23 protein-coding genes are annotated in these 23956 nt (G+C 70.3%); 14 read left to right on the plus strand and 9 right to left on the minus strand.

Going from position 1 to position 23956, the window contains the following annotated elements; all coding sequences use genetic code 11:
- Window positions 1-539 precede the first annotated feature (539 nt).
- The 9 genes from ACZ7CF_RS40095 (at window position 540) to ACZ7CF_RS40135 (ending at window position 11268) form a co-directional block, all read left to right on the plus strand.
- On the plus strand, window positions 540-1466 hold the full coding sequence (locus ACZ7CF_RS40095) for a LysR substrate-binding domain-containing protein (RefSeq protein WP_360384833.1): 927 nt from the start codon (window positions 540-542) through the stop codon (window positions 1464-1466).
- A gap of 479 nt (window positions 1467-1945) precedes the next feature.
- Window positions 1946-3457 (plus strand): HAL/PAL/TAL family ammonia-lyase, encoded by a 1512-nt coding sequence (locus tag ACZ7CF_RS40100; RefSeq protein ID WP_360384831.1) that lies wholly within the window; start codon window positions 1946-1948, stop codon window positions 3455-3457.
- The gene (locus ACZ7CF_RS40105) at window positions 3454-4221 is read left to right on the plus strand and encodes an L-tyrosine 3-hydroxylase (RefSeq protein WP_470372301.1); all 768 of its coding nucleotides are present in this window, start codon (window positions 3454-3456) and stop codon (window positions 4219-4221) included. Before ACZ7CF_RS40100 ends, ACZ7CF_RS40105 begins: the two co-directional genes overlap by 4 nt.
- A complete protein-coding gene (locus ACZ7CF_RS40110; protein WP_470372302.1) occupies window positions 4218-4904 on the plus strand; it encodes an O-methyltransferase in 687 nt (228 codons plus the stop codon). Before ACZ7CF_RS40105 ends, ACZ7CF_RS40110 begins: the two co-directional genes overlap by 4 nt.
- 37 nt (window positions 4905-4941) lie before the next feature.
- Entirely contained in the window at window positions 4942-7173 is a 2232-nt protein-coding gene (locus ACZ7CF_RS40115) for an SDR family NAD(P)-dependent oxidoreductase (protein WP_470372303.1), read from the plus strand.
- On the plus strand, window positions 7170-8204 hold the full coding sequence (locus ACZ7CF_RS40120) for an alcohol dehydrogenase catalytic domain-containing protein (RefSeq protein WP_470372304.1): 1035 nt from the start codon (window positions 7170-7172) through the stop codon (window positions 8202-8204). Before ACZ7CF_RS40115 ends, ACZ7CF_RS40120 begins: the two co-directional genes overlap by 4 nt.
- Before the next feature lie 86 nt (window positions 8205-8290).
- Window positions 8291-9196 (plus strand): nuclear transport factor 2 family protein, encoded by a 906-nt coding sequence (locus ACZ7CF_RS40125; protein ID WP_360384821.1) that lies wholly within the window; start codon window positions 8291-8293, stop codon window positions 9194-9196.
- Window positions 9197-9227: 31 nt separating this feature from the next.
- Window positions 9228-9878 (plus strand): hypothetical protein, encoded by a 651-nt coding sequence (locus ACZ7CF_RS40130; protein ID WP_470372305.1) that lies wholly within the window; start codon window positions 9228-9230, stop codon window positions 9876-9878.
- Window positions 9787-11268, plus strand: coding sequence for a multicopper oxidase family protein (locus tag ACZ7CF_RS40135; RefSeq protein ID WP_360384817.1), 1482 nt, complete (start codon window positions 9787-9789; stop codon window positions 11266-11268). Before ACZ7CF_RS40130 ends, ACZ7CF_RS40135 begins: the two co-directional genes overlap by 92 nt.
- Window positions 11269-11333: 65 nt before the next feature.
- On the opposite strand, the gene ACZ7CF_RS40140 is transcribed toward ACZ7CF_RS40135, so the two are convergent.
- Both ACZ7CF_RS40140 and ACZ7CF_RS40145 read right to left on the minus strand, forming a co-directional pair.
- On the minus strand, window positions 11334-12476 hold the full coding sequence (locus ACZ7CF_RS40140; protein ID WP_470372306.1) for a hypothetical protein: 1143 nt from the start codon (window positions 12474-12476) through the stop codon (window positions 11334-11336).
- Window positions 12477-12557: 81 nt separating this feature from the next.
- Window positions 12558-13898 (minus strand): glycosyltransferase, encoded by a 1341-nt coding sequence (locus ACZ7CF_RS40145; RefSeq protein WP_470372307.1) that lies wholly within the window; start codon window positions 13896-13898, stop codon window positions 12558-12560.
- A gap of 100 nt (window positions 13899-13998) precedes the next feature.
- Between ACZ7CF_RS40145 and ACZ7CF_RS40150 the strand changes: the two genes are divergently transcribed.
- The gene (locus ACZ7CF_RS40150) at window positions 13999-14142 is read left to right on the plus strand and encodes a hypothetical protein (protein WP_458432799.1); all 144 of its coding nucleotides are present in this window, start codon (window positions 13999-14001) and stop codon (window positions 14140-14142) included.
- A 26-nt stretch (window positions 14143-14168) separates the two neighbouring features.
- On the opposite strand, the gene ACZ7CF_RS40155 is transcribed toward ACZ7CF_RS40150, so the two are convergent.
- From ACZ7CF_RS40155 to ACZ7CF_RS40185, 7 genes are all read right to left on the minus strand, one after another.
- The gene (locus tag ACZ7CF_RS40155) at window positions 14169-15188 is read right to left on the minus strand and encodes an NAD(P)-dependent alcohol dehydrogenase (protein WP_470372308.1); all 1020 of its coding nucleotides are present in this window, start codon (window positions 15186-15188) and stop codon (window positions 14169-14171) included.
- An 88-nt stretch (window positions 15189-15276) separates the two neighbouring features.
- Window positions 15277-15888, minus strand: coding sequence for a TetR/AcrR family transcriptional regulator (locus tag ACZ7CF_RS40160; RefSeq protein WP_470372309.1), 612 nt, complete (start codon window positions 15886-15888; stop codon window positions 15277-15279).
- A gap of 46 nt (window positions 15889-15934) precedes the next feature.
- Window positions 15935-16399 carry a nuclear transport factor 2 family protein gene (locus ACZ7CF_RS40165; protein ID WP_458432797.1) on the minus strand — a complete coding sequence of 155 codons (465 nt, stop codon included), beginning with the start codon at window positions 16397-16399 and terminating at the stop codon, window positions 15935-15937.
- 144 nt (window positions 16400-16543) lie between these two features.
- Entirely contained in the window at window positions 16544-17533 is a 990-nt protein-coding gene (locus ACZ7CF_RS40170; RefSeq protein ID WP_360384805.1) for a beta-ketoacyl-[acyl-carrier-protein] synthase family protein, read from the minus strand.
- On the minus strand, window positions 17530-18759 hold the full coding sequence (locus ACZ7CF_RS40175; RefSeq protein WP_360384803.1) for a cytochrome P450: 1230 nt from the start codon (window positions 18757-18759) through the stop codon (window positions 17530-17532). Before ACZ7CF_RS40175 ends, ACZ7CF_RS40170 begins: the two co-directional genes overlap by 4 nt.
- The gene (locus tag ACZ7CF_RS40180) at window positions 18756-19040 is read right to left on the minus strand and encodes an acyl carrier protein (protein WP_470372310.1); all 285 of its coding nucleotides are present in this window, start codon (window positions 19038-19040) and stop codon (window positions 18756-18758) included. The genes ACZ7CF_RS40175 and ACZ7CF_RS40180 overlap by 4 nt, the downstream gene beginning before the upstream one ends.
- Entirely contained in the window at window positions 19037-20671 is a 1635-nt protein-coding gene (locus ACZ7CF_RS40185) for an AMP-binding protein (protein ID WP_470372311.1), read from the minus strand. The genes ACZ7CF_RS40180 and ACZ7CF_RS40185 overlap by 4 nt, the downstream gene beginning before the upstream one ends.
- Before the next feature lie 151 nt (window positions 20672-20822).
- Here ACZ7CF_RS40185 and ACZ7CF_RS40190 point away from each other — a divergent pair, with 151 nt between their 5' ends.
- The 4 genes from ACZ7CF_RS40190 (at window position 20823) to ACZ7CF_RS40205 (ending at window position 23715) form a co-directional block, all read left to right on the plus strand.
- The gene (locus ACZ7CF_RS40190; RefSeq protein WP_470372312.1) at window positions 20823-21110 is read left to right on the plus strand and encodes a hypothetical protein; all 288 of its coding nucleotides are present in this window, start codon (window positions 20823-20825) and stop codon (window positions 21108-21110) included.
- Window positions 21111-21213: 103 nt separating this feature from the next.
- Window positions 21214-22059, plus strand: a complete 846-nt coding sequence (locus ACZ7CF_RS40195; RefSeq protein ID WP_458432792.1) for a polysaccharide deacetylase family protein — start codon at window positions 21214-21216, stop codon at window positions 22057-22059.
- Window positions 22060-22105: 46 nt separating this feature from the next.
- A complete protein-coding gene (locus ACZ7CF_RS40200; RefSeq protein ID WP_360384795.1) occupies window positions 22106-22717 on the plus strand; it encodes a hypothetical protein in 612 nt (203 codons plus the stop codon).
- 47 nt (window positions 22718-22764) lie between these two features.
- Entirely contained in the window at window positions 22765-23715 is a 951-nt protein-coding gene (locus ACZ7CF_RS40205) for an LLM class F420-dependent oxidoreductase (protein ID WP_360384793.1), read from the plus strand.
- The last annotated feature ends 241 nt before the right edge of the window (window positions 23716-23956 follow it).

Below are 23956 nucleotides of genomic sequence, written 5' to 3' on the forward strand. Positions count from 1 at the left end.
ACTTTCGTTCTCCGGCAAGGCTTTCCTCCCCGCTCGTCGGCGGGCGGGAGAGCTGTGCGGTGACCGCCGCGGAGAAGGTGCGGTGCGGCTCGGTCCCTATTTCATTTCACGTTTCCCTCGTGTCCAAGTCCGGTTTTCGACCGGTTTATCGATGTTGCATCATTCGGATTTTAATTCATGAGTGTGCTGCTGTGGTGCTGCAGAGCGGATGTTTGACCGCGAATAATCTGCGCCGGTCTGCGCTGTCGATGCTCCGAACGGCTGGTCTGCTGATGCGCTCGTCACAGGTGTGTCATCTGTCGAGGTCGGCCGCTTGCCGGGCGGTGCACCGAATTGAGAGCGCTAACATTCTCCAGCGGTTGCGGCACCCGGTCGAAGTGGACATACTGTTGCTGGCTGACAACTGAACGTCATCGTTTGGAAGGGCTCGCACCGCAGTTGCGCGGGCGGTTCGAGACTTTCGAACAGGCTGTTTTGTTGCCGGTCGTGGAGTGCGAAGTCGGCGAGCCGTTGTTGTGGCCGGGTGATTGAGGTTGTTGATGGCGAGCAGGGTGGAACTCCGGCACCTCAGGTACTTCGCCGCAGTTGCCGAAACCTGTCATTTCGGTCAGGCGGCCGAAAAGCTGAACATGGCCCAGCCTGCTCTGTCACACGCCATTCGGCAGTTGGAGGACGAGCTCGGCGTGTGCCTTCTGGCGCGGACGACGCGACGGGTGGAGCTCACCGAGGCGGGCCGGTTCTTCCTCGACGAGACCCTGAACACGCTGAGCCGGATCGATGCCGGGGTCGACGGCGTCCGGCTGCTGGGAGAAGGTCAGACGGGACTGCTCCGGATCGCGCTCACGGGATCGGCCGCCTTGGCGCACATGCCGTTCCTCGTCCAGACGATCCGGAAGCGGTTGCCCGGCGTCGAGTTCGAGGTGCACTCGGACCTCTCGACAGAGGAGCAGTGCGTCAGGCTCCGGGAGGAGACGCTCGACCTCGGGGTCGTGCACCCGCCGGTGCACTGCGAGGACGTGGAACTGTTCCCCGTCCGCGACGAGCGGTTGGTCGTCGTCCTCCCCGTCGACCACCCGCTCGCGGAGAGGCAGTCGCTGAGCGTCGCGGCCCTCCGCGACGAAGCCTTCATCACCGAGGTGAAGCCGGAGGCAGGGATTGCCAAGGCGGTGCTGCAGATGTGCCTGAAGGCCGGCTTCAGCCCGAAGCGCAAGCACGTGGTCTCGAACATGCCGACGCTCCTCGCGCTGGTCGCAGCCGGGCTCGGAATCGGTGTGGTGCCGGAGTCCGCCCGTTCCATCCCCTTGTCGGGCATCACGGTCCGGTCCCTCGAGGACGGGGCGAACGTGGGGATCGCCCTGGCGTGGCACAGGTCGCAGTGTTCGCCCCTGATGACCAACGTGCTCAAGGCCTTCGGCGCGCACTGGCCGCAGCGCGAGCAGTGCGATGACACGCGGGCGGCCGGCTGAGCACCCGGACAGAAGCCTTGTCCGCCCCCTTCCCCTTCGTTGCTGCCCAGGCGTCTGCAAGTACCACCAACACTTGATCAAACCGCCGCTAACCCTCCGGTCAGTCGCGTCGAGGCCGCTCTACACCACGAAGTCGTTTTCCCGCAACGGTTGTTCGTCGACGAACGCCCTGCGGTCGACAGGCGACGGCGGGAAGTGCCGCGCGGAAGTCGCTTGTGGACAGTGTCGGCCTGTTGCGGCTCGCGGTCGTCGTTCCGGTAGCTGGAATGTCCGGTTGTGCGACGGCTCCGCGGCTACATACTTGCGACGAAAATCGTTACGCGGACAGGGTGAGAGTGCTTCTCGAGGTGGGAAGTCGCTTCGCCGGCGGCCCACCTCTTCCGGTGAACAGCGCGACCACTTCGGACGGCCGCTGACCTGACCAACGTGGCTGATGACGAGCTCCAACCCACTTCGGCCGAACTAGGGGCGATGACACGATGAGCCCGATTGATTCCGCGACCACCACCCTCGATCTCTCGGCTCCCGTGGAGCTGGCCCACCTGGAGGCCGCGGCTCGGCCGATGCGCATCACGTTGCCCGCACAGGTCGTGGCGGACGTCGAGCGCGGGCGGCGCTTCGTCGAGGCGACCCTGGCGCGGTCCGAACGCCCGGTTTACGGTGCCACCACGGGATTCGGGCCGCTGGTCGTCTTCGACGGCCGGGAGAGCAGCACCGCGCAGTGCGACAACGTGTTGCAGCACCTCACCGTCGGACAGGGGCCCGACCTGCCGGTCCCCGTCGCCCGCGCGGCGGTGCTCGTGCGTGCGCGGTCCCTGGCCCGCGGCTTGTCCGGCGCGTCGATGTCCACGGTGAACGCACTGGCCCGGATGCTCGACAGCGGCTTCGCCCCCGCCATACCGACCTGGGGCTCGGTCGGAGCCAGCGGAGACCTGGTTCCCCTGGCGCACGCCGTGCAGAGCCTGCGCGGGCACGGGTACGCCTACTTCGACGGCGATCGGATGCCCGCGGGCGACGCCCTGCGCGCGGCGGGCCTGGCCCCGCTCGAGCTGGACGGCCGGGACGCGCTGGCGCTGGTCAACGGGACGTCGGTGACGACGGCGGCCGCCGGGCTTGCGGTGCTGTCGGCGCAACGTTCCCTGAAGGTCGCGGTCGCGCTGACGGCGGCACTGGCCGACCTGCTCGGTGCTACGCCCGCGTTCCTGGCACCGTCCCTGCTGGAGGCGTTCGGTCATCCCGAGGCCGAAGCGGCCGGCCGTGAGCTGTCGTGGTGGCTCGGGGGAACCACGCCGGTGGCGGGGCGGCCGCTGCAGGAGCCCTACAGCATCAGGTGCGCGCCGCAGCTGCTCGGCGCTGCCCGGTCGGCGGCCGGGTGGTCGGCCCGGACCGTCGCCGACGACCTGCGCGGGGTCAGCGACAACCCGCTGTTCTTCCCGGACGAAGACCTCGTCGCGCACGGGGGGAACTTCTTCGGCCAGCCCGCCGCCTTCGCCGCCGACCTGCTGTCCTCGGCGATGACCCAGGTCGGCAACCTCGCGGAGCGGCAGGTCGACCTGCTGGTGGACCCCGGCCGCAACGGAGGGCGGCCCCCGATGCTCGCGGCCGAGCCGGGCAAGCAGCACGCGGTCCAGGGCTTGCAGGTGCTGGCGACGTCGGTCGTCGTGGCGATGCGCCGGGCGTGCACGCCCGCGGCGATGCAGAGCATTCCCACCAACCTGCACAACCAGGACGTCGTCCCCTTCGGCACCCAAGCCGCGCTGACCGCCTACGAGCAGGCCAACCTCCTGCGGCTGCTGCACGGCTGCCTCGGCGTCGCGGTGCGCCAAGCCGCCCACATCGGTGATCGCGAGCCGACCGCGCCGCACTGCGCGGGCCTGGTCGCGGCGCTGGCCGAGCGGGTCGCGCCGATCACCCACGACCGTCCGCTCGACGAGGACATCCGCGCGGCTGCCGATGCGCTGGACGAGCACGTCGCGGAGGTGCTGTCGTGACCGCTCCGCCGCTGCCCCGGCTCACCGTTCCGCTTCCGCAGAACCCGCTCGCCCCGTGTGCCTGGCACCCCGGTGACGTCGACGAACCCGTCGGCCCGCCGCCGTCCGACAGCGAGGCGGAGTTCGCCTGGTACCGCTGGTTGCTGGGCCACCACGGTGCCTTCTGCGTGTGGCGGCTGCTCTCGGCCGCGCTCGGCCGCGGTGACCTCGACGAGGCCGCTGTCCTGCACGACACCTACTCGGCGCTGCTGCTCTACTCGGGCAGCTGCCGCCCCGAGGTCTACCTCTCGGTCATCCGGCCGCGGATGGCGGCGCGGCACCCGGCGATGAGCGGGACGTGGGCGCGCGACCACCGCCACGCCGCCGCGCTGCTCGCCGCAGCGCGGCCCGCACCGGGGTCGGCGCTGAGGGCGGCGGTGAAGTTCAACCGCCTCGTGCACATGACGGTGGCCGCCCGGCTCGTGCCGGTCGGCGGGTCGCTGCTGCGCGATGCCGGGCGGGACGTCCACCAGGCGCCCACCGAGGACGAGCAGGCGCTGCTCGACGACTTCTTCCTCGTCGACCGGGCCCAGGTCTGCGCGCACGTCTTCACCGCCGCGCTGCGGGCGCGGGTGGCGGCGCTGCTGGCGGACCTCGCGACGCAGCCGGTGCACGCGATCTACGACCGCGACGCGGTGAACCACTTCCAGACCGACCTTCCGGTGCACATCGCCCGCCTCGTCCCGATCGCCGAGGCGGCTCTCGCGGACGGAGCCCACGCATGACGACAACAGCGGAACAGCCCGACAAGGCGGTGCTGCTCACCCCGCAGGTGCTCGAGTACGTCCGGGGTCAGCTCCCGCCGTTCACCGACGTCCAGCGCGAACTGATCGACGCCACGCTCGCCCTCGGCCAGGTGGCCGAGATGCAGGTGCCGCCGGAACAGGGGGCGCTGCTCACGTTGCTGGCCCGGCTGACCGGCGCCCGCGTGGTGGTCGAGGTGGGGACGTTCACCGGGTACTCGACGCTCGCGCTGGCCGAGGGCGTGGGGCCGACCGGTCGGGTGATCACCTGCGACGTGACCGACCGCTGGGCGGGGATCGCCACCGCCGCCTGGGCCAGGGCCGGTGTCGCCGAGCGGGTGGAACCGCTGCTCGGCCCTGCCGCCGACACCCTGCGCGGCCTTCCGGAAGAGCCGTTCATCGACTTGGCCTTCCTCGACGCCGACAAGGCCGGCTACCGCACCTACTGGGAAGAGCTCGTGCCCCGGCTGCGCCCCAACGGCCTGATCGTGGCCGACAACGTGCTCTACGCCGGCGAGGCGGCCTCACCCGGCGCGGAGGGCAACGCCCGCGCCATCCGCGAGTTCAACGAGCACGTCCGCAACGACGACCGCGTCGAGTCGGTCCTGCTGACCGTCGCGGACGGGCTCACCCTGGCTCGCAAGAAGGGCCCGGGGGAGCGGTGAGGACCGGACGGGGAGCCGCTGAAGTGCCGGTGCGGCCGTGACGGCGGCCTGGGAGGTGCCCGCCGACGCACACCTAGGCGACTACGTGCTGCGGCCGGGCGCCGCGGACGACGACCGGGTCGCGGTGGTGGACCGCTCGCGGGGCGGGCGTCTCGAATGGACGTACGGACGGCTGCGCGCGGCCGTCGCCGGGCTCGCGGCCTGGTTGCGCCGGTCGGGGGTCGGCGATGACGACACCGTGGTGGTGCTCGCCGAGAACAGCGCCGAGTTCGTGGTCGCCTACCACGGCATCCTCGCGGCCGGTGCCGTGGTGCTCGCGCTCGACCCGCGGGACACCGCCGAGCGGTGGCGTGCCGCGATCGACGGCACCGGTGCCAAGGCACTGGTCGCGGAGACGGCCCTCGGACCGCCGGAGGTCTCGCTGCCGACCGTCTGCGTCGGCGCTCCCACACCGAACGGCACGCCGTGGGACGAGGCGGTGGCCACGCCACCTTTGCCGCTGTCTCCGCGCGGAGGCGACCGCACGGCAGTGCTGATGAGTTCCAGCGGCACGCTGGGCGCACCGAAGCTCGTGCCGGTGTCGCACCGCAACCTGACCGCCAACCTCGGGCAGATCGCCCACCTGCACCGGGTGCGCGACGACGACGTGGTCCTGTCGGTGCCGCCGCTGCGGCACGTCTACGGGATGCAGATGGCGATGAACCCGGTGCTTCGGGCGGGCGCCACCCTGGTCATCGGCGCGACCCCGTTCTCGGCCGCCGACTTCACCCGCGACGTCACCGAGGGCGGCGTGTCGCTGGCGTACCTGGTGCCGAGCGTGGTGACCGAGCTCGGTGCGACCGGCCAGCCGCTGCCGTCGCTGCGACTGGTCGTCTCCGGTGGTGCACCGCTGCCCTCGGTGGACGCCGACCGCTGCGCCGCGGTCCTCGGTGTCCCGGTGGTGCAGGGGTTCGGGATGACCGAGGCGGGGTGCGTGAGCTTCAGCCCGGACGGCGTCGAGGTGCCGCCCGGCTCCACCGGCGTGCTCGTCCCGGGCACCGAGGTGCGGTTCACCGGCGGCACGGAGCCGGAGTCGGGCGAGCTGTGGCTGCGCGGGCCGCAGATCGCCCGCACGTCGGCGGACGCGGACGGCTGGCTGCGCACCGGCGACCTGGTGAGCCGGGACGCGCACGGCTTCCTGCGGATCACCGGCCGGGCGAAGTCGCTGATCAAGTACAAGGGCCACCAGGTGTCGCCGGCCGCGCTGGAGGAAGTGCTCACCGGCCACCCCGCGGTGGTCGAAGCCTGCGTCGTGGGCGTGCCCGACCCGGTCGCGGGGGAGGTCCCGAAGGCCTACGTCGTGCTGGCCGAGCCGGTGCCCCTCGCGGAGATCACGGTCCACGTCGCGGACCGCGTCGCACCGCACGAACGGGTGCGGGCCATCGAGCGGGTACGGGCGATCCCGCGTTCCTCGACCGGCAAGCGGTTGCGGCCTCCGGCGCTGCGGGTGCTGGTCACCGGCGGCGGACGCGGGCTGGGACGGACGTTCGCGCAGGCGCTGGCCGCCGCCGGGCTGTCCGTCGCCGTCGCGGGCCGCGACCGGGACGCTCTGGAGGAGACCGCCGACGGAATCCGGCGAGCCGGTGGAACCGCGACCTGGGTGTGCCTGGACGTGACGGACGACGATTCGGTGGCCCGCGGGGTCGACCAGGTCGTGGCCGAGCTGGGTGGCCTCGACGTGCTGGTGAACAACGCGGGTGTGGCAGGGCCGATCGGTCCGTTGTGGACGGTGGATGGAGCTGAGTGGCGGCAGACCTCCGAAGTCGGGTTCTTCGGGTCGGTGCGGGTGACGCGGGCCGTGCTGCCCTCGCTCACCGGACGCGTGGTGAACGTGGTGAGCCGGGCCGGCGCGGTCGGCTGGCCGCACGCCAGCGCCTACGCGGCCGCCAAGGCGGGGTTGATCTCGGTGACAGCGAGCCTGGCCGGGGAGCTGGCCTGCTCCGCACGGGTTGCGGTGGCGTTCGACCCCGGCTTGGTCGACGCCGGCATGACCCGGTCCCACCTCGACCGCGGCCGGACGGGGAACCGCTGGGAGGACGACATCCTGACGTGGACGTTGCAGGCCCGGCGGTCAGGGCGTTTCACGGCCGCCGAGGACGCCGCGGCCGCGCTGGTCTCCGTCGTCACGGGCGCGGCGGACCACCTGTCGGGCCGGTACGTCCGGACGGACGACGTGCTGCCGGGAGGGCCGGGTTCGATCAGGTCAAGCCGACGAGAGGTGTGCTCATGAGGGCTGCGGTCCTGCGCGGAAAGCAGGAGCTGACCGTGGAGGCAGTCCCCGACGCGGCGCTCCGGGCACCCGGTGACGCGGTCGTCCGCGTTGTCGTCGCCGGGATCTGCGGCACGGACCTGCACGGCTACCACGGGCTTCCCGGTCCGGTCACCGGTCCTCGCTGCGGGCACGAGTTCGTCGGCGTGGTCGAAGACGTCGGCACCGAGGTGTCCACGCTCCGCCCCGGGACGATGGTCGTCGCGCCGTTCAACTTCGCCGACGGAACCTGCTCGGCGTGCCAGGCCGGTGTGCACAGCGCCTGCGCCGCGGGTGGCATGTTCGGTGTGGACGGTGACGGCGCACAGGCCGAGGCGGTCCGCGTCCCCTTCGCCGACGCCACCCTGGTGGCGGTGCCGGTGGACGAGGACGACGAACGGCTGCCCTCGCTCCTCGCCCTCACCGACACGATGGCGACCGGCTTGCACGCCGTCCGGACGGGCCGGGTCACGCCGGGCTCGTCGGTCGCCGTCCTCGGTGACGGGCCGGTCGGGATGTGCGCCGTGCTCGCGGCGAGGGAAGCGGGTGCAAGCCGGATCATCCTCGTGGGCAGGCACGAATCCCGGTTGGGCAAGGGCCGCGACTTCGGTGCGACGGACACCTTCCTGGCCCGAGGACCCGAAAGCGTTGCCGAATCCGTCGATTTCGTTCGCGCGGCCACGCAAGGGCTCGGCGCCGATGTGGTGGTGGAGTGCGGTGGTGGTCCGCAGGCGCAGAACACGGCTTTCGCGCTGTGCCGGACCGGCGGCACCGCCTGCGTGATGGGCAGCCCGCCGATCGGCGACGTGACGCCGGTCTTCTTCCGCGGAATCACCCTCACCGGCGGGCTCACACCGGCCCGCGCCTATCTCCCCGAACTCACCGAACGGGTGCTGGCCGGCACGCTCGACCCCGGTTCGATCTTCGACAGGGCGGTGAGCCTGGACGACATCGCGTCCGGCTACGAGGCGATGGCCGCACGCACGGCCACCAAGGTGCTCGTGCGGCCCTAGCGCAGTCACATCTTCCACAATCGCAGGAAGCGAGAACCAAGATGCCGAAAAGGACCTACCGATCCCGGACCCGCTGGCGTGCGGTGGTGCCGGTCATCCTCTCCGTCACCGTGATCGCCGCCTTCAACCCGGCCGTCACCGCCGCACCCACCCAGCACCGGCAAGGCGCGTTCGAGTCGATCGCCACCCCGAAGGAAAGGGCGAACAGGGCGGTCGTCCTCGGCCTCTACTCCGCGCTGAACCGCGGGGACCTCGGACACCTCGACAGGGTGGTGCGCCCCGACCTCGTCCAGCACTACCCGGCGATCGCAGACGGCCGGGCCGCGTTCCGGGCGTACCACGCGGGCCTGCGGAACCAGAACCCGAACCTCCGTTTCACCGTGAAGCGGACCATCGCCCAGAACGACCTGGTCGTGGTGCACAGCCACTTCGCAGGGAAGCCCGGCGACGCGGGTGTCGCCAAGATCAACCTCTTCCGCCTCGACCGGGGCAGGATCGCCGAGCACTGGGAGGTCAACGAGGCGGTCCGGCCGGTGAGCATCGGCAACGACATGTTCTCCACGCTCAGCTCGCCGAAGATCTCCCAGTCGCTGCCGTTCGCCACGGACGCCGAAAGCGAACGCCTCGGCCGGGCCGCCTTCTCCGAGATCGTCAACCAGCCCGATGACGAGCTCCGCCTCCGGGCGCTGGACCGCTACATCGGGGACAACACCTACTACCAGCACTTCCCGGACGTCCCGAACGGAACCGAGGCACTGCAGCAGTTCCTGCACGCCGCGTACGCCGCGCAGCCGGACTACCGCGCCAACGTGAAGACCGTCGTCGCAGAGGGAGACCTGGTCGCGGTCTTCGTCCACCTGGAAAAGCTGTTCGACATGGAGAACGGCGTAGGTGTCGACCTGTACCGCGTCCGTGGCGGGAAACTGCTGGAACACTGGGCCGTCCTGCAGCCGATTCCGCCGACTTCGGCCAACCCCAACACGATGTACTGATCCGAAGGACGCGGGCGGGAAAGGCGGCTCCATGCAGGACGAACTCGCACTCCGGCCCGCGTCCTCGTCATCATCGGGCCGTGGCCGGCCCACGACTCCACTGGCTCTGCTCGCGATCGTCCTCGCGGCGGTCGTCGCCTGGCAGATCCGGGACTGGTCGTCCTACTTGGACGTCAGGCCGCGGCAGTCGTCCCTCCTGCCGGCCGATGCCGGGCACCACGCGGGAACAGGGGGCGGGGCCCTCGCCCCGCCTCCCGCCATCGTTGCGCACGCCGTCCCCAACTTCGTCGGCATCACGCTGCTCGCCGCGCACGTGACGATGGCGATCGTGGTGCTGGCCGGCGCCGCCACCCGGCGGTGGGCGGCGACCAGGCGCATCACCGCCGCGCTGGTCTTCGCGGCGACGGCGGCCGTCCTCAGCGCCTCGGCGACGATCCCCCTCGCGGGACTCACCGTCGGCAACGCGATCTCACGCGGCAACACGATGTCCGCGGCGATCACCGTGTTGCAGCACTCGTTCGTGCTCTCCCTGCTGGCCGCGGTCGCCCTCCACCCGCGGATCGCCCCCCGACTCCCTGAAGGTGATCGACGTGCTGAACAGAAGAGATGCGATCAAACTCGGTTCCGTCGTCGGCGCGGCCCTGGTCTTCCCGGCGAAGCAGCTGGCCTCCGCGTTCTCTGACGATCCGCCGGAGGTGCCGCCCTTCTCACTGCCGCTGTCGATCCCCCCGGTGCTGAAGCCCACGCGGAGCACGGCGGACACCGACTTCTACGACATGCGGATCGCGGAGACCGAGCTGGAGGTCCTCCCCGGCATCCGGACCAGGACGCTCACCTTCAACGGGAGCTTCCCCGGCCCCACCCTCCGCGCCCGGCGCGGTCGCGCCGTCGTGGTCCGGCAGTTCAACGGCCTGTCCGGCCCCGCCACCGTCCACCTGCACGGCGCGGACGTCCCGGCGTCGAGTGACGGGCATCCGATGGACCCGATCGCGCCCGGCCGGTCCAGGGAGTACCGGTACCCGAACGACCAACGGGCCGCGACGCTCTGGTACCACGACCACACGCACCACCTCGAAGCTGAACGGGTCTACCGCGGCCTTTCCGGCGCGTACCTGCTGTCGGACCCCGTGGACGCGCTGCTTCCATTGCCCAGTGGCGAGTTCGACGTTCCCCTCATGCTCAGGGACGCGAAGTTCGACAGCAGGGGCCAGCTCGTCTTCGTGCCGGACGACTTCCTGAACCGGCCGACGGTGCTCGTCAACGGACGGCCGCAGCCCTACTTCGAGGTCAAGCGGAAGCTGTACCGCCTCAGGCTGATCAACGGCTCGAACCTGGAGATGTTCAAGTTCCGGCTTTCCACCGGAGCGCCGTTCCTGCAGATCGCGTCCGATGGCGGCTTCCTGCGCGTGCCCGCGGCGCGGCAGGAGGTCGACGTCTGGCCGGCGGAGCGCGCCGAGGTCCTGGTGGACTTCCGGTCGGTTCCGCCGGGCACCGCCATCGCGCTGCAGAACGTGGCGGCCCTGTCCGAGGACAAGCGCGACGTCCTGCAGTTCCGGGTCGGCGACGGGGGTGCGTGGGCCAAGCCGGAGATCGCCATCCCCGGCTGGTCCCGCGCGCGGGTTCCGTCGGTGGGGGGACAGATCCCGGGATGGCCGGCGCACGACCCGCTGCGCGGCCGGGTCACGAGAACCCGCCGTTTCGTCCTGCGGCTCGACCTCGAGCGCGGCCAGTTCGTCATCAACGACCAGGGGTTCGACCCGGACCGCGTGGACGCGACGATCGAGCACGGCTCGACCGAGATCTGGGAGGTCGTGAACGACGACGCCGCTCTCGGCATCCAGCACACGCTGCACCTGCACCTCGTGCAGTTCAGGGTCCTCGACCGGAACGGCAAGCCCGAGCCCGCCTACGACTCATACCCGAAGGACACCGTCCGCCTGTTCCCCGGCGACGTGGTCCGCATCCAGGCGACGTTCGACTCCCACCTCGGCCGGTACCCGTTCCACTGCCACTTCCTCGACCACGCGACCCACTCGATGATGGGCCAGTTCGAGGTCGTGCCGAGACGATGAGGGAGCTGGACGTGGGTGGTGACCGCACTGCCGGTCACCACCCGCGTCCAGCTCGACGTGGGAGCTCAGTCCGACCTGTCCGGACGGTTGCGCCCCAGTGACTCGTGCGCGGAGACGAACTCGTTCGCGCACTGGGCGACCGCGCAACCGACCTCGCCCGCCAGCAACACCGCGGCGATGATCTCGGCGAGCTTGGCCACCTTGTCGGCGCCGGCGCAGCCGACCATTCCCAGCGTCGCCTGGAAGGCCGGCAGGCCGGTCCCGCCACCGACCGTCCCCACGACGAGCGTCGGCAGCGTCAGGGAGACCTCCCAGTCGCCACTGCTCGTCACGCGCGAGTCCACGATTCCCTTCGCGCACTCGCCCAGGTAGGCCATGTCCTGCCCGAACGCCTGGAACAGGCCGGCCATGCCGTTGGCGACGTGGATGTTGAGCGATGAGCTGCCGTGCAGCGCGAGCGTGCTCCGGTAGGCCTGGACGTACCGGTCCAGCCGCAGCACGTCCGTCCGCCCCTGCGAAGCCACGACGTCCGCCGGGACAACTGCCCGAGCGGTCACCGACTTGCCCTTCAGGCGTGCCGGGATGGGCTTCTTGTCCTCCGGGTACGGCAGGAACTCCTCCAGCTCGATGCCGCTGTGCCGGACGACGTGCTCCGAGACCGCGGCGATCGCCTTGCTCGCCATGTTGCTGCCCATCGCATCACCGGTGGTGAACTCGACGGAGACCAGCACGGTGGAGCCGGCGTGGTCGAAGCTGAGGCGCTGCGCACGCAGATGACCGCTGGTGCTCTCCGCCACGGCGAGCAGCACCTGCTCCTGGGTCCGGCACCACGTCACGAGGTCCTGCGCCGCGCGGAGGCTGCTCACCCGGTAGTGGATGCCCCGCAGGAAGCGGTCGGCCGTCACGACGACCTCGCAGCCCCCCGACGCCTTGAGCATCTTCGCACCGCGGCTGTACGAGGCCACGAGGGTGCCCTCCAGCGTTGCCATGGGGACCACGAACTCGCCTGCGGCGTGTTGCCCGTTGACCAGCACGGGACCGCAAAGCCCGAGGGGTACCGGTACGGCGCCGACGAAGTTCTCGACGTTGCCCGCGACGTCGCTCTCGGTGAGCGTCGTCTCCAACGCCGTGATCAGCTCCTTGTCGTCGGAGAGCAGTTCCGCCAGCAAGTTCTGCCGGTGACGCTCGCTGGTGCGCGAGATGTGCATCTTCACATGCCGTTCTGCTGAGTGTCGGTAGGCCTCACCTGGTGCGCCGGTCCCGCGCGAACGTTCCCGGCGTCCCGCAGGTCAGGAGTGGAGGAGATCGCCGACCGGACCGGTTTCCTGAGAAATCGGGGATTTACCCGCACTGTCGACGATCTCGGTGATGGTGCGAAGCGCGTCGTACTCCGCGTACTCGGCTTGCAGCCGTTGCGCGGCGGCGCGGTAGCTGTTGTCGCGCAGCACCTCGTTCACCGCTGCGCCGATGTCAGAGGCGCGCGGCCGGCCCGTCGCGAGGTTGATGGCCGCGCCGGTCCACGCGGCGTGCGCGGTGGCGTCCTTCTTCTCCTCGGTCTCGCCCGCCAGGACGAGCGGCACACCGCGGCTGAGGGCCATCTGCATCCCGCCGAACCCGCCGTTGCTGACGAACACGTCGACGTGCGGGAGCAGTTGCGTGTACGGGATGTACTCCGCGGCACGCACGTTGTCGGGCAGGGCGCCGAGGTCGCTCACCGGACGGCCGCCGGTGGTGGCGATCACGAGGCAGTCCTGGCCGGCCAGGGCCTCGATCGTGGGCAGCATCAGTTCGGAGTAGTCGTCATTGCTGACGGTGCCCTGCGAAACGAGCACCACCTTGTCGGCGTTGAGCACGTCGTCCCACCACTGCGGCAGCGGCACGTCCTGGTGGTCGGCCTCCCACGGCACGCCCACGAAGCGAACCGAACCGGGGAGGTCGCTGCGCGGGTACTCCAGGGAGGGGATGGACAGGTGCAGGCACTCGTCGGGCACCACGACCTGGGCGTCGAAGTAGGACGGCAGCGTGCCGGTGCCGCCGCAGTCGCGGACCAGCTGCTCCGCGAGGCTTTGCGCTGAGGAGAACGCCGCGCGCACCTCCGCGTTGAGCCGGGCGTTGCGCTCCCGTCCGCTCGGTGACGCGTCGGGCGGCAAACCCATGCCGAAAGGCGCCGTGTCCACGCTGTACAGGGGAAGCACCGTGACACCGAGACCGAGCACCCGCGCGGGCCGGATGCCCGGCGCGCCCAGCTGGATCGGCCACAGGCCGGTGAAGTACATCTCGTGCAGCACGACCGCGGGCGTGTCCGGTTGCTGGGCAAGAACTTCCTGGATCGCCTCGTGCTGCTCCCGCATGGGCTTGGCCAGCACCTCGGTGAGGTAGACGGAGATCTGCTCGACACCGGGCGCGGCGGCGACGAGCTGCGGGAAGGTCTGGTACACGTTCGGGCCGTCGTAGTCGGCGTGCCCCTTGAGCGGGTGGAAGGTGGCGCCCGTGCTGAGAACCGCGTCGCGCAGGTTGGTGCCGGTGACGAAGGTGACGTCGTACCCCCGGGCCACGAGGTGGGCGGCGATGGGGCGCAGCGGGTTCACGTGTCCGGGAAAGGGAATCGCTGCCATGACCACGCGCGTCATACCTTGACCTCCGGAGGTGTGTTTCGGGGAGAAGCCCGTCGGCGGACGGTGCCGGAATCTCGGTCGCCGACTCGTGCAGGGCGCCCGGGAGATGACCGCCGTGACCGGCGAAGAGAAACCGGGTCGGCGCTTTGCTGGTTCACAAAACTCCCTCATCGGTGTGCTCTCTCCGAATATTGCCCTCGCGTCAGTGGTGAACAAGGCGTCATTCCGCCTTGTGGAACAACAAGACCGTCAATTTTGACGTGATACGAGTGGCGTGGGCTGTTCTCAGGTGAAGTCGACGACGGCGCGATAGCGCACGTTGCCCTTGCGAACCCGGTCGAGTGCCTGTTCGAAGTCGGTCAGCGCGAACGTCTCCACTTGGGGACGGATGGCGTGGCGGGCCGCGAAGTCGAGCATCTGCCGGGTCTCCGTCACCGTCCCGACGATGCCTCCGGTGATCTCCTTCGCCTCGGACACCAATCCCAGGGCCGACACGGAGATGGGCCGCTCCGGCACCCCCGCGATGCAGAGACGGCCTTGTGGAGCAAGGATTCCCAGGTAGTCGTCCCAGGGCAGGTCACAGGAGACGGTGGACAGCACGAAGTCGAACGAGCCGGCTGCCGCCCGCAGGGCTCCTGGCTCCCGGGAGGCGATGAAGTCCGTGGCGCCGAAGCGTTCGGCGTCGGCCTGCTTGTCCTTGGTGGTCGAGATGGCGGTGACCGCGCAACCCCACCTGGTCAAGAACTGGAGCGCGAGGTGGCCGAGGCCGCCGATGCCCACGACGGCGACGCGGTGCGTCGGGAGTACCCGGTTGGCGAGCAGCGGTGAGAACACCGTGGTGCCGGCGCACATCAGCGGTGCGGCGTGTTCGGACGGCATCGAGTCGGGGATCGGGTGGACGTGGCGCCAATCGCTCGCCCTGACGTGGTGGGCGAAGCCGCCGCGGTCGCCGCGGAGCACCAGGGCGTCGCGACGTGGGCACAGGTTGGTGCGCCCGCTGAGGCACGACTCGCACCGGAAGCACGACCCGGCGAGTGCGCCGACGCCGACGCGCCGCCCGATCGGCAACGCCGCCTCGTCGACGGCGGAGCCGATGGCGACCACCTCGCCCACGACCTCATGTCCGGCCACGGCCGGGAACCGCGCAAGGCCCCACTCGTCGTCGATGGCGGCGAGATCGGTGTGGCAGATGCCGCCGTGAGTCACGCGCACGTCGACCTCGTTGGGCCCCAGCGGTCCCGAGTCGTACTCGTAGGGCTGCAAGGCGCCGCCGGCGGTGCGGGCCGCATAGGCGATGACCTTCATGGTGAATTCCTCTCAGGACAGCCGATGGCGACCGATCACCCGTGCGGTGATCGGTGGAACTGGTGGACGTGCTCTCTGCGGAGCCGGATCAGCCTTGTTCGCGGGTGATCGCAGCGAGGACGACGTGCTGCACCGCGCGGACGGTTGTGGGAAGTGCGCCGGGGTCCCTGCTGATCCGGTGGATGCCGGCGCGCACGGTGCCGGTCAGGAGGTCGACGGTGAGCGAGACGTCGTCGACCGCACAGAACTCGCCGGTGCCGATGCCGTCGCGAACGACGTTCTCCACCTCGGTCACAAGGGCGGTGAACGGGTTCTCCCGCCCTGCTGGGAGCTCGGCGACCAGCGGTGTGGAGTTCGGGAGGAACATCAGGCGCATGGCGTGGTTCGTGGAGGCCGACAAGATCGCTTCGATGATCGTGAGCATCCTGCCGGCAGCCGGGTCCGCGGAGCGTGCGGCGATCGCGGACACCTGGTGCGCCAGCGGGCGGCCGGCCCGCCGGGCCAGTTCGAGGACCAGCTCGCGCTTGTCGCCGGCGTAGTTGTAGAGGGTGTTGCGCGCGAGTCCTGCCTGCGCGGCGATGTGGCCCATGGTGATGGAGTCGTAGTCGCGTTCGAGCAGCAGCTGCCGCACCGCCTCGGTGAGGTCGGCCCACACCACCTCGTGGTGTTCCTCGATGGTGGCGGCTTTGATCCGCGGCATCTGCTCGTTCTCCTCGGAAAGCCGGCTCCGGCCGGATGACCTCGTCCTACGCCGTCGGCACGGCGTCCGGCAGCCGGGGCTGGTTCTCCTGGTGGATCGCGGTCAGCGTGACGTGCGTGAGCCGCCAGCCCTCCGGCGTGCGGATCGCCTCGTTGTCGTAGAAGCCGACCACCAGCCACGGACCGGCGCCATCGGCGGTGAGCTCTTCCGGCAGCCAGTGCTCGGCGCGGACGTGGGCGTGAATCCTGGCCTTGTCGCCGTCGATCTCGATGACATGACCGGTGATGGCGTGGTGCGTCGCCTTGAACGCCGCGAAGCTCGCACGGAGGACCTCGACGTACTGGCTCAGAGCGATCGTCATCGGCGGAGTGCCCGTGACGGACGAGAAGTCGAACGAGACCTCGTCGGTGTAGACCCGGCCGGGCAGCGCGTCGAACTCCTTCAGGTCTGCGATGTCGGCGTAGTGGCTCATCACTTCGATGAGCTCGGCCCGATCGTTCAGCGTGGTCATGTGTGTCCCCGTTCCCGTGGTCTGCATGTTTACGACGATCTGTCGCAAACATTACGACAGTCTGTCGCAAACAGCAACCTGGGGAGGACGGGAGAGCGTGGTTCGACCGGAGCGTGCGCCCGTTTGTCTGTTGTGGACGGACGATCAGCACCGCTCGACGACGAGCGCGGTCGCGGTGAACCCGGCGCCGAGGCCGATGAGCAGGGCGCAGTCGCCGATGGCCAACCCGTCGAGGCGGAGGAGGTCGTCCAGGTTGGCGATCGTGTCGCCCGCACCGAGGTGACCTGTGGTGTCCCCGAACACCACGAGACGGTCGCGCACGGCTTCGGGCAGCACCGGGAGCACGGTGTACCTGATGGTGTCCGGACGCAACCGCGCTGTGCAGACGACTTGGATGCGATCGGCGTCGTGCAGGTCGGCGTCGGACAGCGCTCGCTGCACCGCTGTGGCGACGGTGGTGCGGATTTCCTGGGCGGTCGTGCGGAACTCCAGCAGGGCGGCGCTGTTGTCGAGCGGGGGTGGCAGCGGCCGGAAGGGGTGGAACCGGGGGAAGGCGCTTTCCAGCCGGGGGTTGCCGGCCCGGCCGGTGGCCAGCACGGCCAGCGGGCCCCGGTCGCGGTGCAGGAGCGCGGCGGTGCCCCCGTCGCCCAGCACCACCTCCGGCGCGGTGCGCCAGCGGTCGTAGGGCAGCTCGCGGGTGTCGGTGCCGGTGCACGCGAGAGCGTGGTGGGTGTCGGGTTCGGTGAGCAGGGTGGTGATGGCGGCGTGCAGCGCCGCGTCGCCGCCGCTGGACATCTGGCTCAGGCCGACGGCGACGGCGTGGGTGGTCCCCAGCGCGGCGGCGAGCCGGTGTGCCGGGGACGCGGGTTCCTCGTCGGTCGCGGACATGCCCGCGTAGGCGAGGAAACCGATCTCCTCCGGCGTGATCCCGGCGGTGGGGAGCACGTCTCGGCAGGCGGTCAGGCCGAGTTGCCACGCCTGCTGCCCGTCGGCGACCGCGACCTCGTGGCAGACGGCCGACCGGGCGTCGATGTCGCTGAGCGTGCCCGCCGTGACCGCATCAGCGGCGCGGGACCGTCCTGCGGGCAGCCAGGTCGTGGCGGCGGAGATGCGCACCCGTCCGGACACCCTCATGCGCGCACACCGCCGAGGTCGACGGGCATCGACTCCAGCCTGCGGTCGAACACCATGTCGCTCCAGCACAGCTCGTGCGGGTCGACGGCGAGCCGCAGCCGCGGGAAGCGGAGGAACAGCGAGCGGACCGCGACGGTGATCTCCATGCGGGCCAGCGGCGCGCCGATGCAGCGGTGCACGCCGCTGCCGAACGACAGGTGGCTGGGCTCACCGTCGCGGTGGGAACGGACCACGTCGGGATCGTCGTAGACACGAGGATCGCGGTTGGCAGCGGCAAGCGACAGCAGCACGGTCGCGTCCTTCGGGATGACGACGTCGCCGACGCGGACGTCGGCGGTGGCGAACCGCCAGATCGCGAACTGGAACGGCGGGTGGTGGCGCAGCAGCTCCTCCACGATCCGCGCGGTGGACGCCTCGCTGCCCAGGGCCTCGGCACGCAGGTCCGGCCTGGCGCCGAGCGTGGCGGCGCCGTGGGCGATGGCGGTGGCGGTGGTGGGTGGTCCTCCCACGAACAGCGCCATGACCGTGCTGAGCAGGTCGCGCACCCCGACGGACTCCGACCGGGCGAGCAGCATGGAGATCAGGTCGTCGCCGGGGTCGTTCCTGCGGTGTTCGACCGTGGCGAGGACGAGGTCGACGAGCTCGTGGTAATAGCCGATCATCTCGGGGCTGTCGGTGGGCTTGCTGGACAGCAGCTCGCGCAGCAGCGCGGCGGCGACCGGCGTGTCCGCGGGGCGCAGGCCGAGCACGGTGCTGATCACCGTGACGGGGACCTGGTTGGCGAAGGCGGTCATCAGGTTGACCGGCCCGCCACCCGCGGCGGCGCCTTGGTGCTCGAGGTGGTCGAGCTGCTCGTGCACGATGCGGTCGACGGTCGCGCGCCAGCGACCCACGGCACCGCTGGAGAGCTCGGCGTTGACCAGCGACCGCAGCCTGCGGTGCTCGGCCCCGTCGGTGTTGAGCATGTGCCGTCCCGTGGAGCTGAGGGTGTCCTCGGGAACGCGCCGTCCGCCGAACTTGTGCTCGGGCGAGCTCAGCAGCCGGGGGTCGACGGCGAGCCGCTCGTCGCGCAGGCAGGCCCGCACGTCGTCGTACCTGGTCACGAGCCAGATCGGGAACCCGTTGGGCAGCTGCACCCGCTGCACGGATGCGGCTTCACGCAGTCGCGCGTAGTAGGCGGTGTTGGTGTCATCGTCAGGCAGCGAGACCAGGGTGGGCAGGCTCATGACCGGTCCCTCTCCACGTCCGCGGTCTTGGCGGACTCGACCAGCGCCGCGAGCTGCGCCACCGTCCGCGCGGTCACCAGGTCGTCCTCGCTGAGCTTGACGCGGCTCGTGTTCTCCACGGCGGTGATCGCGTCCAGCAGCCGCAACGAGTCGACGTTGGGCAGGTAGGCGAGCCGGTCGTCCGGCGACAACTGGTCGGCGGGGATCTCCAGCACCCTGGCGAGCTCCTGGACCACCACGGCCAGCGCGGAGGACTCGTTGCCGTGCACCGGTCCGGTCATGCCGCGTTCTCCTCTCCGAACAGGCGGCGGCGGAGCTCGTCGCGCTTCCACTTGCCGCTGGTGGTGCGGGGCAGCCAGCGGCGGTCGACGGTGCGCACGTCGGCGTCGGTGATGCCGAGGCGTTCACCGACGGCTCGCCGCACGCCCTCGGCCACCGCCGCCCGGTCGGTTTCGACGGTTTCCACGACCACGACCACCCGCTCTCTTTCCTGGTCGGCCACCGCGACGCAGTGGCGCTGGTAGACGCCCGGCACGTGCCGGGCGACGTGCTCGATCTCCTCGGCGTGGACGTTGCGGCCACGCACGATGATCATGTTTTTGTGCCTGCCCGCGACGTGCACCTCCCCGCCCAGCAGGAAGCCCCGGTCGCCGGTGCGCAGCCAGCCGTCGTCCAAGACCCCTGAGGTGGCTGCAGGGTCATCGGTGAGGTAGGCGTCCATGAGGCTGGGGCCACGCACCTGGAGCTCGCCGACACCGGCCTCGGGCAGGACGGTGCCTCCGGCGTCGACGACCCTCACTTCGGTGCCGGGCAACGGGGGACCCTGCGACACGATCGTCCAGCCGGAGTCCCCGGTGACGGGCACGACCCGGCCGTCGGTGGCCGCGGCCCGGTCGAGCGTGATGGTGCGAGGTGCGAGCGCCGGCAGGTCGATGGTGATGCCGGCGCAGTACTCGGCCATGCCGTAAGCCGGGGTCATCGCGCCGGCCGGCAGGCCGTGCCGGCCCAGCACCTCGGTGACGGCGCGGACCGTGGCCGGGGAGACCGGTTCACCGCCGTTGAGCGCCAGGCGCCAGCGTCCGAGGTCGAGCCCGTCGAGCTCCGCGGTGCGGGCGGCTTCGGCCAGCCGGTCGTAGGCGAAGTTCGGTCCTGTGCAGATCGTGACGCCGTGCTCGCCGAGGTAGCGCAACGCGTCCACCGGGCGCCGGATGAACGCCGCCGGTGAGACGAGGTGGGTGTCGAACCCGGCGCACAGCGAGATCAGCAGACCGATCATGCCGAAGTCGTGGAACAGCGGCAGCCACTGGTAGCCGACGTCGGCCGGGGTGAGCTCGCAGCGTGCGACCGGGGCGAGGACGCCGTTGAGGACGGCGCGGTGGGACAGCACGACGCCCTGTGGCCGTGCGGTGGTGCCGGAGGTGAACTGCACGACGGCGCGGTCATCCGGTCCGGGGGTGTGCGTGGTCGGGACGCGGGTGGCCGGCGGGCACCGGTCGGCGTTGACGACGCGCAGTCCGGGGCACCGGCGCTGCAGCGGTTCGAGCGCGGCGGCGAAGAGGTCACCGGTCACGACGTGCCGGATGCCGACGGTGCGGATGAACGCGGCGAGGTCGTCGGCCATGCTGTCGACGTCGTGGGCGACGGCGGGCAGCGGTAGCACGCTGACGGCGGCGCCGGTGGTGAGCACGCCGAGCAGCGCCGGCGGGAAGGACGGAACAGCGGGCAGCAGCACGCCGACCACCTCGCCGGGTCCGGCACCGGCGGCGAGCAGTGCGGCGGCGACGCCGTTGGCCCTGGGGCCGAGTTCGGCACGGGTCAGGACGGTCGTGGACTCCGGGAAGAACATCCGACCGCGGTCACCGGGGGCGCAGTTGATCGCGTCCACGAGCGTGCCGGAAATGTCGATCGCCATGCGTTGTCCCTGTTGTCGCGGTGCGGTGTCAAGTCGTGCAACCGGTGCTGACCGGTGACAGGCGAATCTGTTTTCACAAAGCTTCCAGTGCGGCGGTGAAGCCGTCGCTCAACTTCGAGCGAGTGTAGGGGCAGCGCAATGTCGTGTGACTGTGGACATCCACAGCGCCGCTGCGGTCCGCAGGTCCGCCACGCCGCAGGTCACCGGTTCCCCGGTGCTGCGGAAGGCCGCAGTTCGGTCACCTGAACCTCGGCATTCGCGGCTCGCGCTGGAGCCTGCGTTCACATTTGGCGCACATCGTGAAGAGCTGGTGCGCGAATCCGGGACAGGTTCCGCACACCGGAACGTCTCATTGACGCTGATTTCCGCTCAAACTAGCGTGGAAATCCTGAAAGCACGAAATCATCATTCAGGGATTCCCGAGATCACCTGCCGGTGAGTGGCGCTTCGACGCCCCTGTGGCATGAGCAAGAAGGGTTCTGAGAATGCCTGATGTGGATTCCTCGCCTTGGGAGTGGGCTGAATGGCAATGGCGATCCGCGGTGGACGAGGTGGGCGCGGGTGCCCGGTTGGCCCCGGGGAACTGGCCGCAGAACGCGAGGGTGGCCGTCGCGATCTCGGTCGACGTCGACAACGAGACGCTTCCCCTTTCCCGTGGTGAGACCGGACCCGGCCTTCTCTCGCAGGGCCAGTACGGTGCGCGTGTGGGCCTGCCGCGCGTTCTCGAAACGCTCCGCCGGCATTCCGCACCTGCGACGTTCTTCTACCCGGTCGTCTCGACCCTGCTGGATCCCGCCGGGCTCGCCGCGGTGCGGGCGGACGGGCACGAGATCGGTCTGCACGGCTGGATCCACGAGAAGTGCGGTGACCTGACCGCGGAACAGGAACGGGAGCTGGCCCTGCGCAGCGCGGACGGGCTGGAGGCCGCAACCGGCGTCCGTCCGGTCGGTCTGCGCACGCCGTACTGGGACTTCACCGTGCACACGCTGCCGATCATCAGGGAGCTCGGGCTCGAGTACGACTCCTCCCTCATGGCCGATGACCAGCCCTACGAGCTCCTGCACCGGGGTGAGGCGACCGGGGTGACCGAGATCCCGGTGTCCTGGATCCGGGACGACGCCCCCTACTTCCCCGACGACGCTCTGGGGAAGCAGGTCTTGGCGCCGCGTGAAGTGCTGCGGACGTGGCAGGACGAGTTCGACGCGGCCTACGCCGAAGGCGGGTTGTTCACCCTCGCGCTCCACCCGCACATCATCGGGCACCGCTCCCGCGTCAAGGTGTTGGACGAGCTGCTGGCGCACATCGCTGCCCGCACCGGGGTCTGGTGGGCCACCTGTGCCGAGATCGCGCGACACGCGGCGGCACACCGTTCGCCCGCAGCGAGTTGAGCCCCGCCCGTTCGTCGCGAACCGAGAGGACAGAGCACCCGTGTCGATGATCAACGCGGTTCACGAGGACCAGGCCGAGTCCCTGGTCGAGGTCTACGCCCGAGCCTTCCACGACGACCCCGTGTTCTCCTGGATCTTCCCGGACCCGGACCGCCGCATGGACGCCAACCGGGAGTTCTTCACCGTCATCGTGGAAACGACGTTCGCCGGCGGTGGACTCGCGCTCCAGGTCGAGGACTTCAGCGCGGTCTCGTTGTTCTACCCGCCGTCCGTGCTGCCCACCGCGGAGGACCACGCCGAGGTCGTCAGGCGGTTGACGGAGCGGCTGGGCGACCAGGCTGAGCGGGCGGTGGCCTTCGTGGACCTGCTGAACGACAACCACCCGCGGAACGTGCCACCGCACCTGTACGGCACCTTCCTCTCGACAGTCCCTGCGTGGCAGGGCAAAGGGCTCGGAACCGTGCTCAAGAACGCCCAGTTCGCCATCGCCGACGATGCGGACGCGGGCGTGTACGGCGAAGCGAGCTGCCTGCGCAACCTCGCGTTGTACGAACGGCTCGGGCAGGTGCGGCTGGGCGAGCCGATCACCTTGCGAGGTGGTCCGTCGCTGTACCCGATCTGGCGGCCGCAGGCGAGCAAGCGCGGCGCGAAGCCCTGAGGCGGCGAGGGCGTGGCATGGCCGGCGGTGGAACTCCAGGAGGGCCTGTGAGCCGGTGGGGCATCACCGTTCCCCTGCCCGGGATGTCTCTCGCGCTCCACCGGAAGATCGTCGAGGAGCTCCCGGACCTCGGGTACACCGATGTCTGGACGTCCGAGAAGGCGGGCACTGACGCCTTCACCCCTCTGGCGCTCGTCTCCCAGTGGGCGGAGCAGCTGCGCCTGGGCACCGCGGTGGCATCCGTGTACACCCGTGGTCCGGCGCTCCTCGCGATGAACGCGGCGACCCTCGCAGGATTGGCCCCCGGCCGGTTCGTGCTGGGGATCGGCGCCTCGTCGCGGGTGATCGTGCAGCAGTGGAACGGCGCGGAGTACACCACCCCTCTCCGCAGAGTCAGGGACACGCTGCGGTTCCTGCGGGCCGCGCTGGGCGGCGAGAAGGTGACCGAGGCGTATGAGACGTTCTCCGTCAGTGGTTTCCGCCTGCAGAACGCGGTTGATCCGCCGCCTCCCATCGCGCTCGCCGCCCTGAGGCCGGAAATGCTGCGGCTGGCCGCGGAGGAGGCCGATGGTGTGATCACCAACTGGCTCGCTCCCGGTGACGTGCGCCGGGTGCGCGAAGAGGTCGGCCAGGGCGTCGAGCTGGCCGCCAGGATCTTCGTCTGCCCCACCGCGGACAGGGCGCTGGCACGCAGGCTCGGCCGCCGACTCGTCGCGGAGTACCTGACCGTGCCCGCCTATGCGGCGTTCCAGGACTGGCTCGGCCGCGGCGAGGCGCTCAAGCCGGTGCACGACGCCTGGAACCGCGGTGACCGGCGTGAGGCGCTGGAGCTGGTTCCCGACGAGGTCGTGGACGACCTCGTCGTGCACGGCGCGCCCGAAGACTGCCGCGAGCGAATTCGATCCTATGTGGACAACGGCCTGACGACACCGATCATCGCACTGGTCCCGACCGGTGACGATCCTGCTGGGCACGTCAGGAGCCTGGGTCCCGCTTGACGGTTCACCGGGTCCCGGTCGACCCCGGCGCCGTTGCGTGGTTTTCCAGGCAGGACAACGATTTCCGCGCCGAGCGGAATGACCGGCCCGGTCGGGCTGCCGCGTTCCGGTACGCGGGACGGTTCGTTGACCGAGTCATGATCCACTTCCAGAGTGGATCACGCGGGAAGTGTCTGCGACTCATCGAGAGCTGAGGAACCGAGCGATGTCCTCCGACTTGGAAATTTCCGCCACCGCAGTC

This window comes from Lentzea sp. NPDC036955, assembly GCF_055608005.1.

Coding starts and splice junctions, on each gene's coding strand:
- ACZ7CF_RS40095 (WP_360384833.1), top strand. CDS start 540: ATGGCGAGCAGGGTGGAACTCCGGCACCTCAGGTACTTCGCCGCAGTT.
- ACZ7CF_RS40130 (WP_470372305.1), top strand. CDS start 9,228: ATGCAGGACGAACTCGCACTCCGGCCCGCGTCCTCGTCATCATCGGGC.
- ACZ7CF_RS40200 (WP_360384795.1), top strand. CDS start 22,106: ATGATCAACGCGGTTCACGAGGACCAGGCCGAGTCCCTGGTCGAGGTC.
- ACZ7CF_RS40120 (WP_470372304.1), top strand. CDS start 7,170: ATGAGGGCTGCGGTCCTGCGCGGAAAGCAGGAGCTGACCGTGGAGGCA.
- ACZ7CF_RS40185 (WP_470372311.1), bottom strand. CDS start 20,671: ATGGCGATCGACATTTCCGGCACGCTCGTGGACGCGATCAACTGCGCC.
- ACZ7CF_RS40100 (WP_360384831.1), top strand. CDS start 1,946: ATGAGCCCGATTGATTCCGCGACCACCACCCTCGATCTCTCGGCTCCC.
- ACZ7CF_RS40170 (WP_360384805.1), bottom strand. CDS start 17,533: ATGAGGGTGTCCGGACGGGTGCGCATCTCCGCCGCCACGACCTGGCTG.
- ACZ7CF_RS40165 (WP_458432797.1), bottom strand. CDS start 16,399: ATGACCACGCTGAACGATCGGGCCGAGCTCATCGAAGTGATGAGCCAC.
- ACZ7CF_RS40140 (WP_470372306.1), bottom strand. CDS start 12,476: ATGCACATCTCGCGCACCAGCGAGCGTCACCGGCAGAACTTGCTGGCG.
- ACZ7CF_RS40180 (WP_470372310.1), bottom strand. CDS start 19,040: ATGACCGGACCGGTGCACGGCAACGAGTCCTCCGCGCTGGCCGTGGTG.
- ACZ7CF_RS40110 (WP_470372302.1), top strand. CDS start 4,218: ATGACGACAACAGCGGAACAGCCCGACAAGGCGGTGCTGCTCACCCCG.
- ACZ7CF_RS40145 (WP_470372307.1), bottom strand. CDS start 13,898: ATGACGCGCGTGGTCATGGCAGCGATTCCCTTTCCCGGACACGTGAAC.
- ACZ7CF_RS40160 (WP_470372309.1), bottom strand. CDS start 15,888: ATGCCGCGGATCAAAGCCGCCACCATCGAGGAACACCACGAGGTGGTG.
- ACZ7CF_RS40175 (WP_360384803.1), bottom strand. CDS start 18,759: ATGAGCCTGCCCACCCTGGTCTCGCTGCCTGACGATGACACCAACACC.
- ACZ7CF_RS40155 (WP_470372308.1), bottom strand. CDS start 15,188: ATGAAGGTCATCGCCTATGCGGCCCGCACCGCCGGCGGCGCCTTGCAG.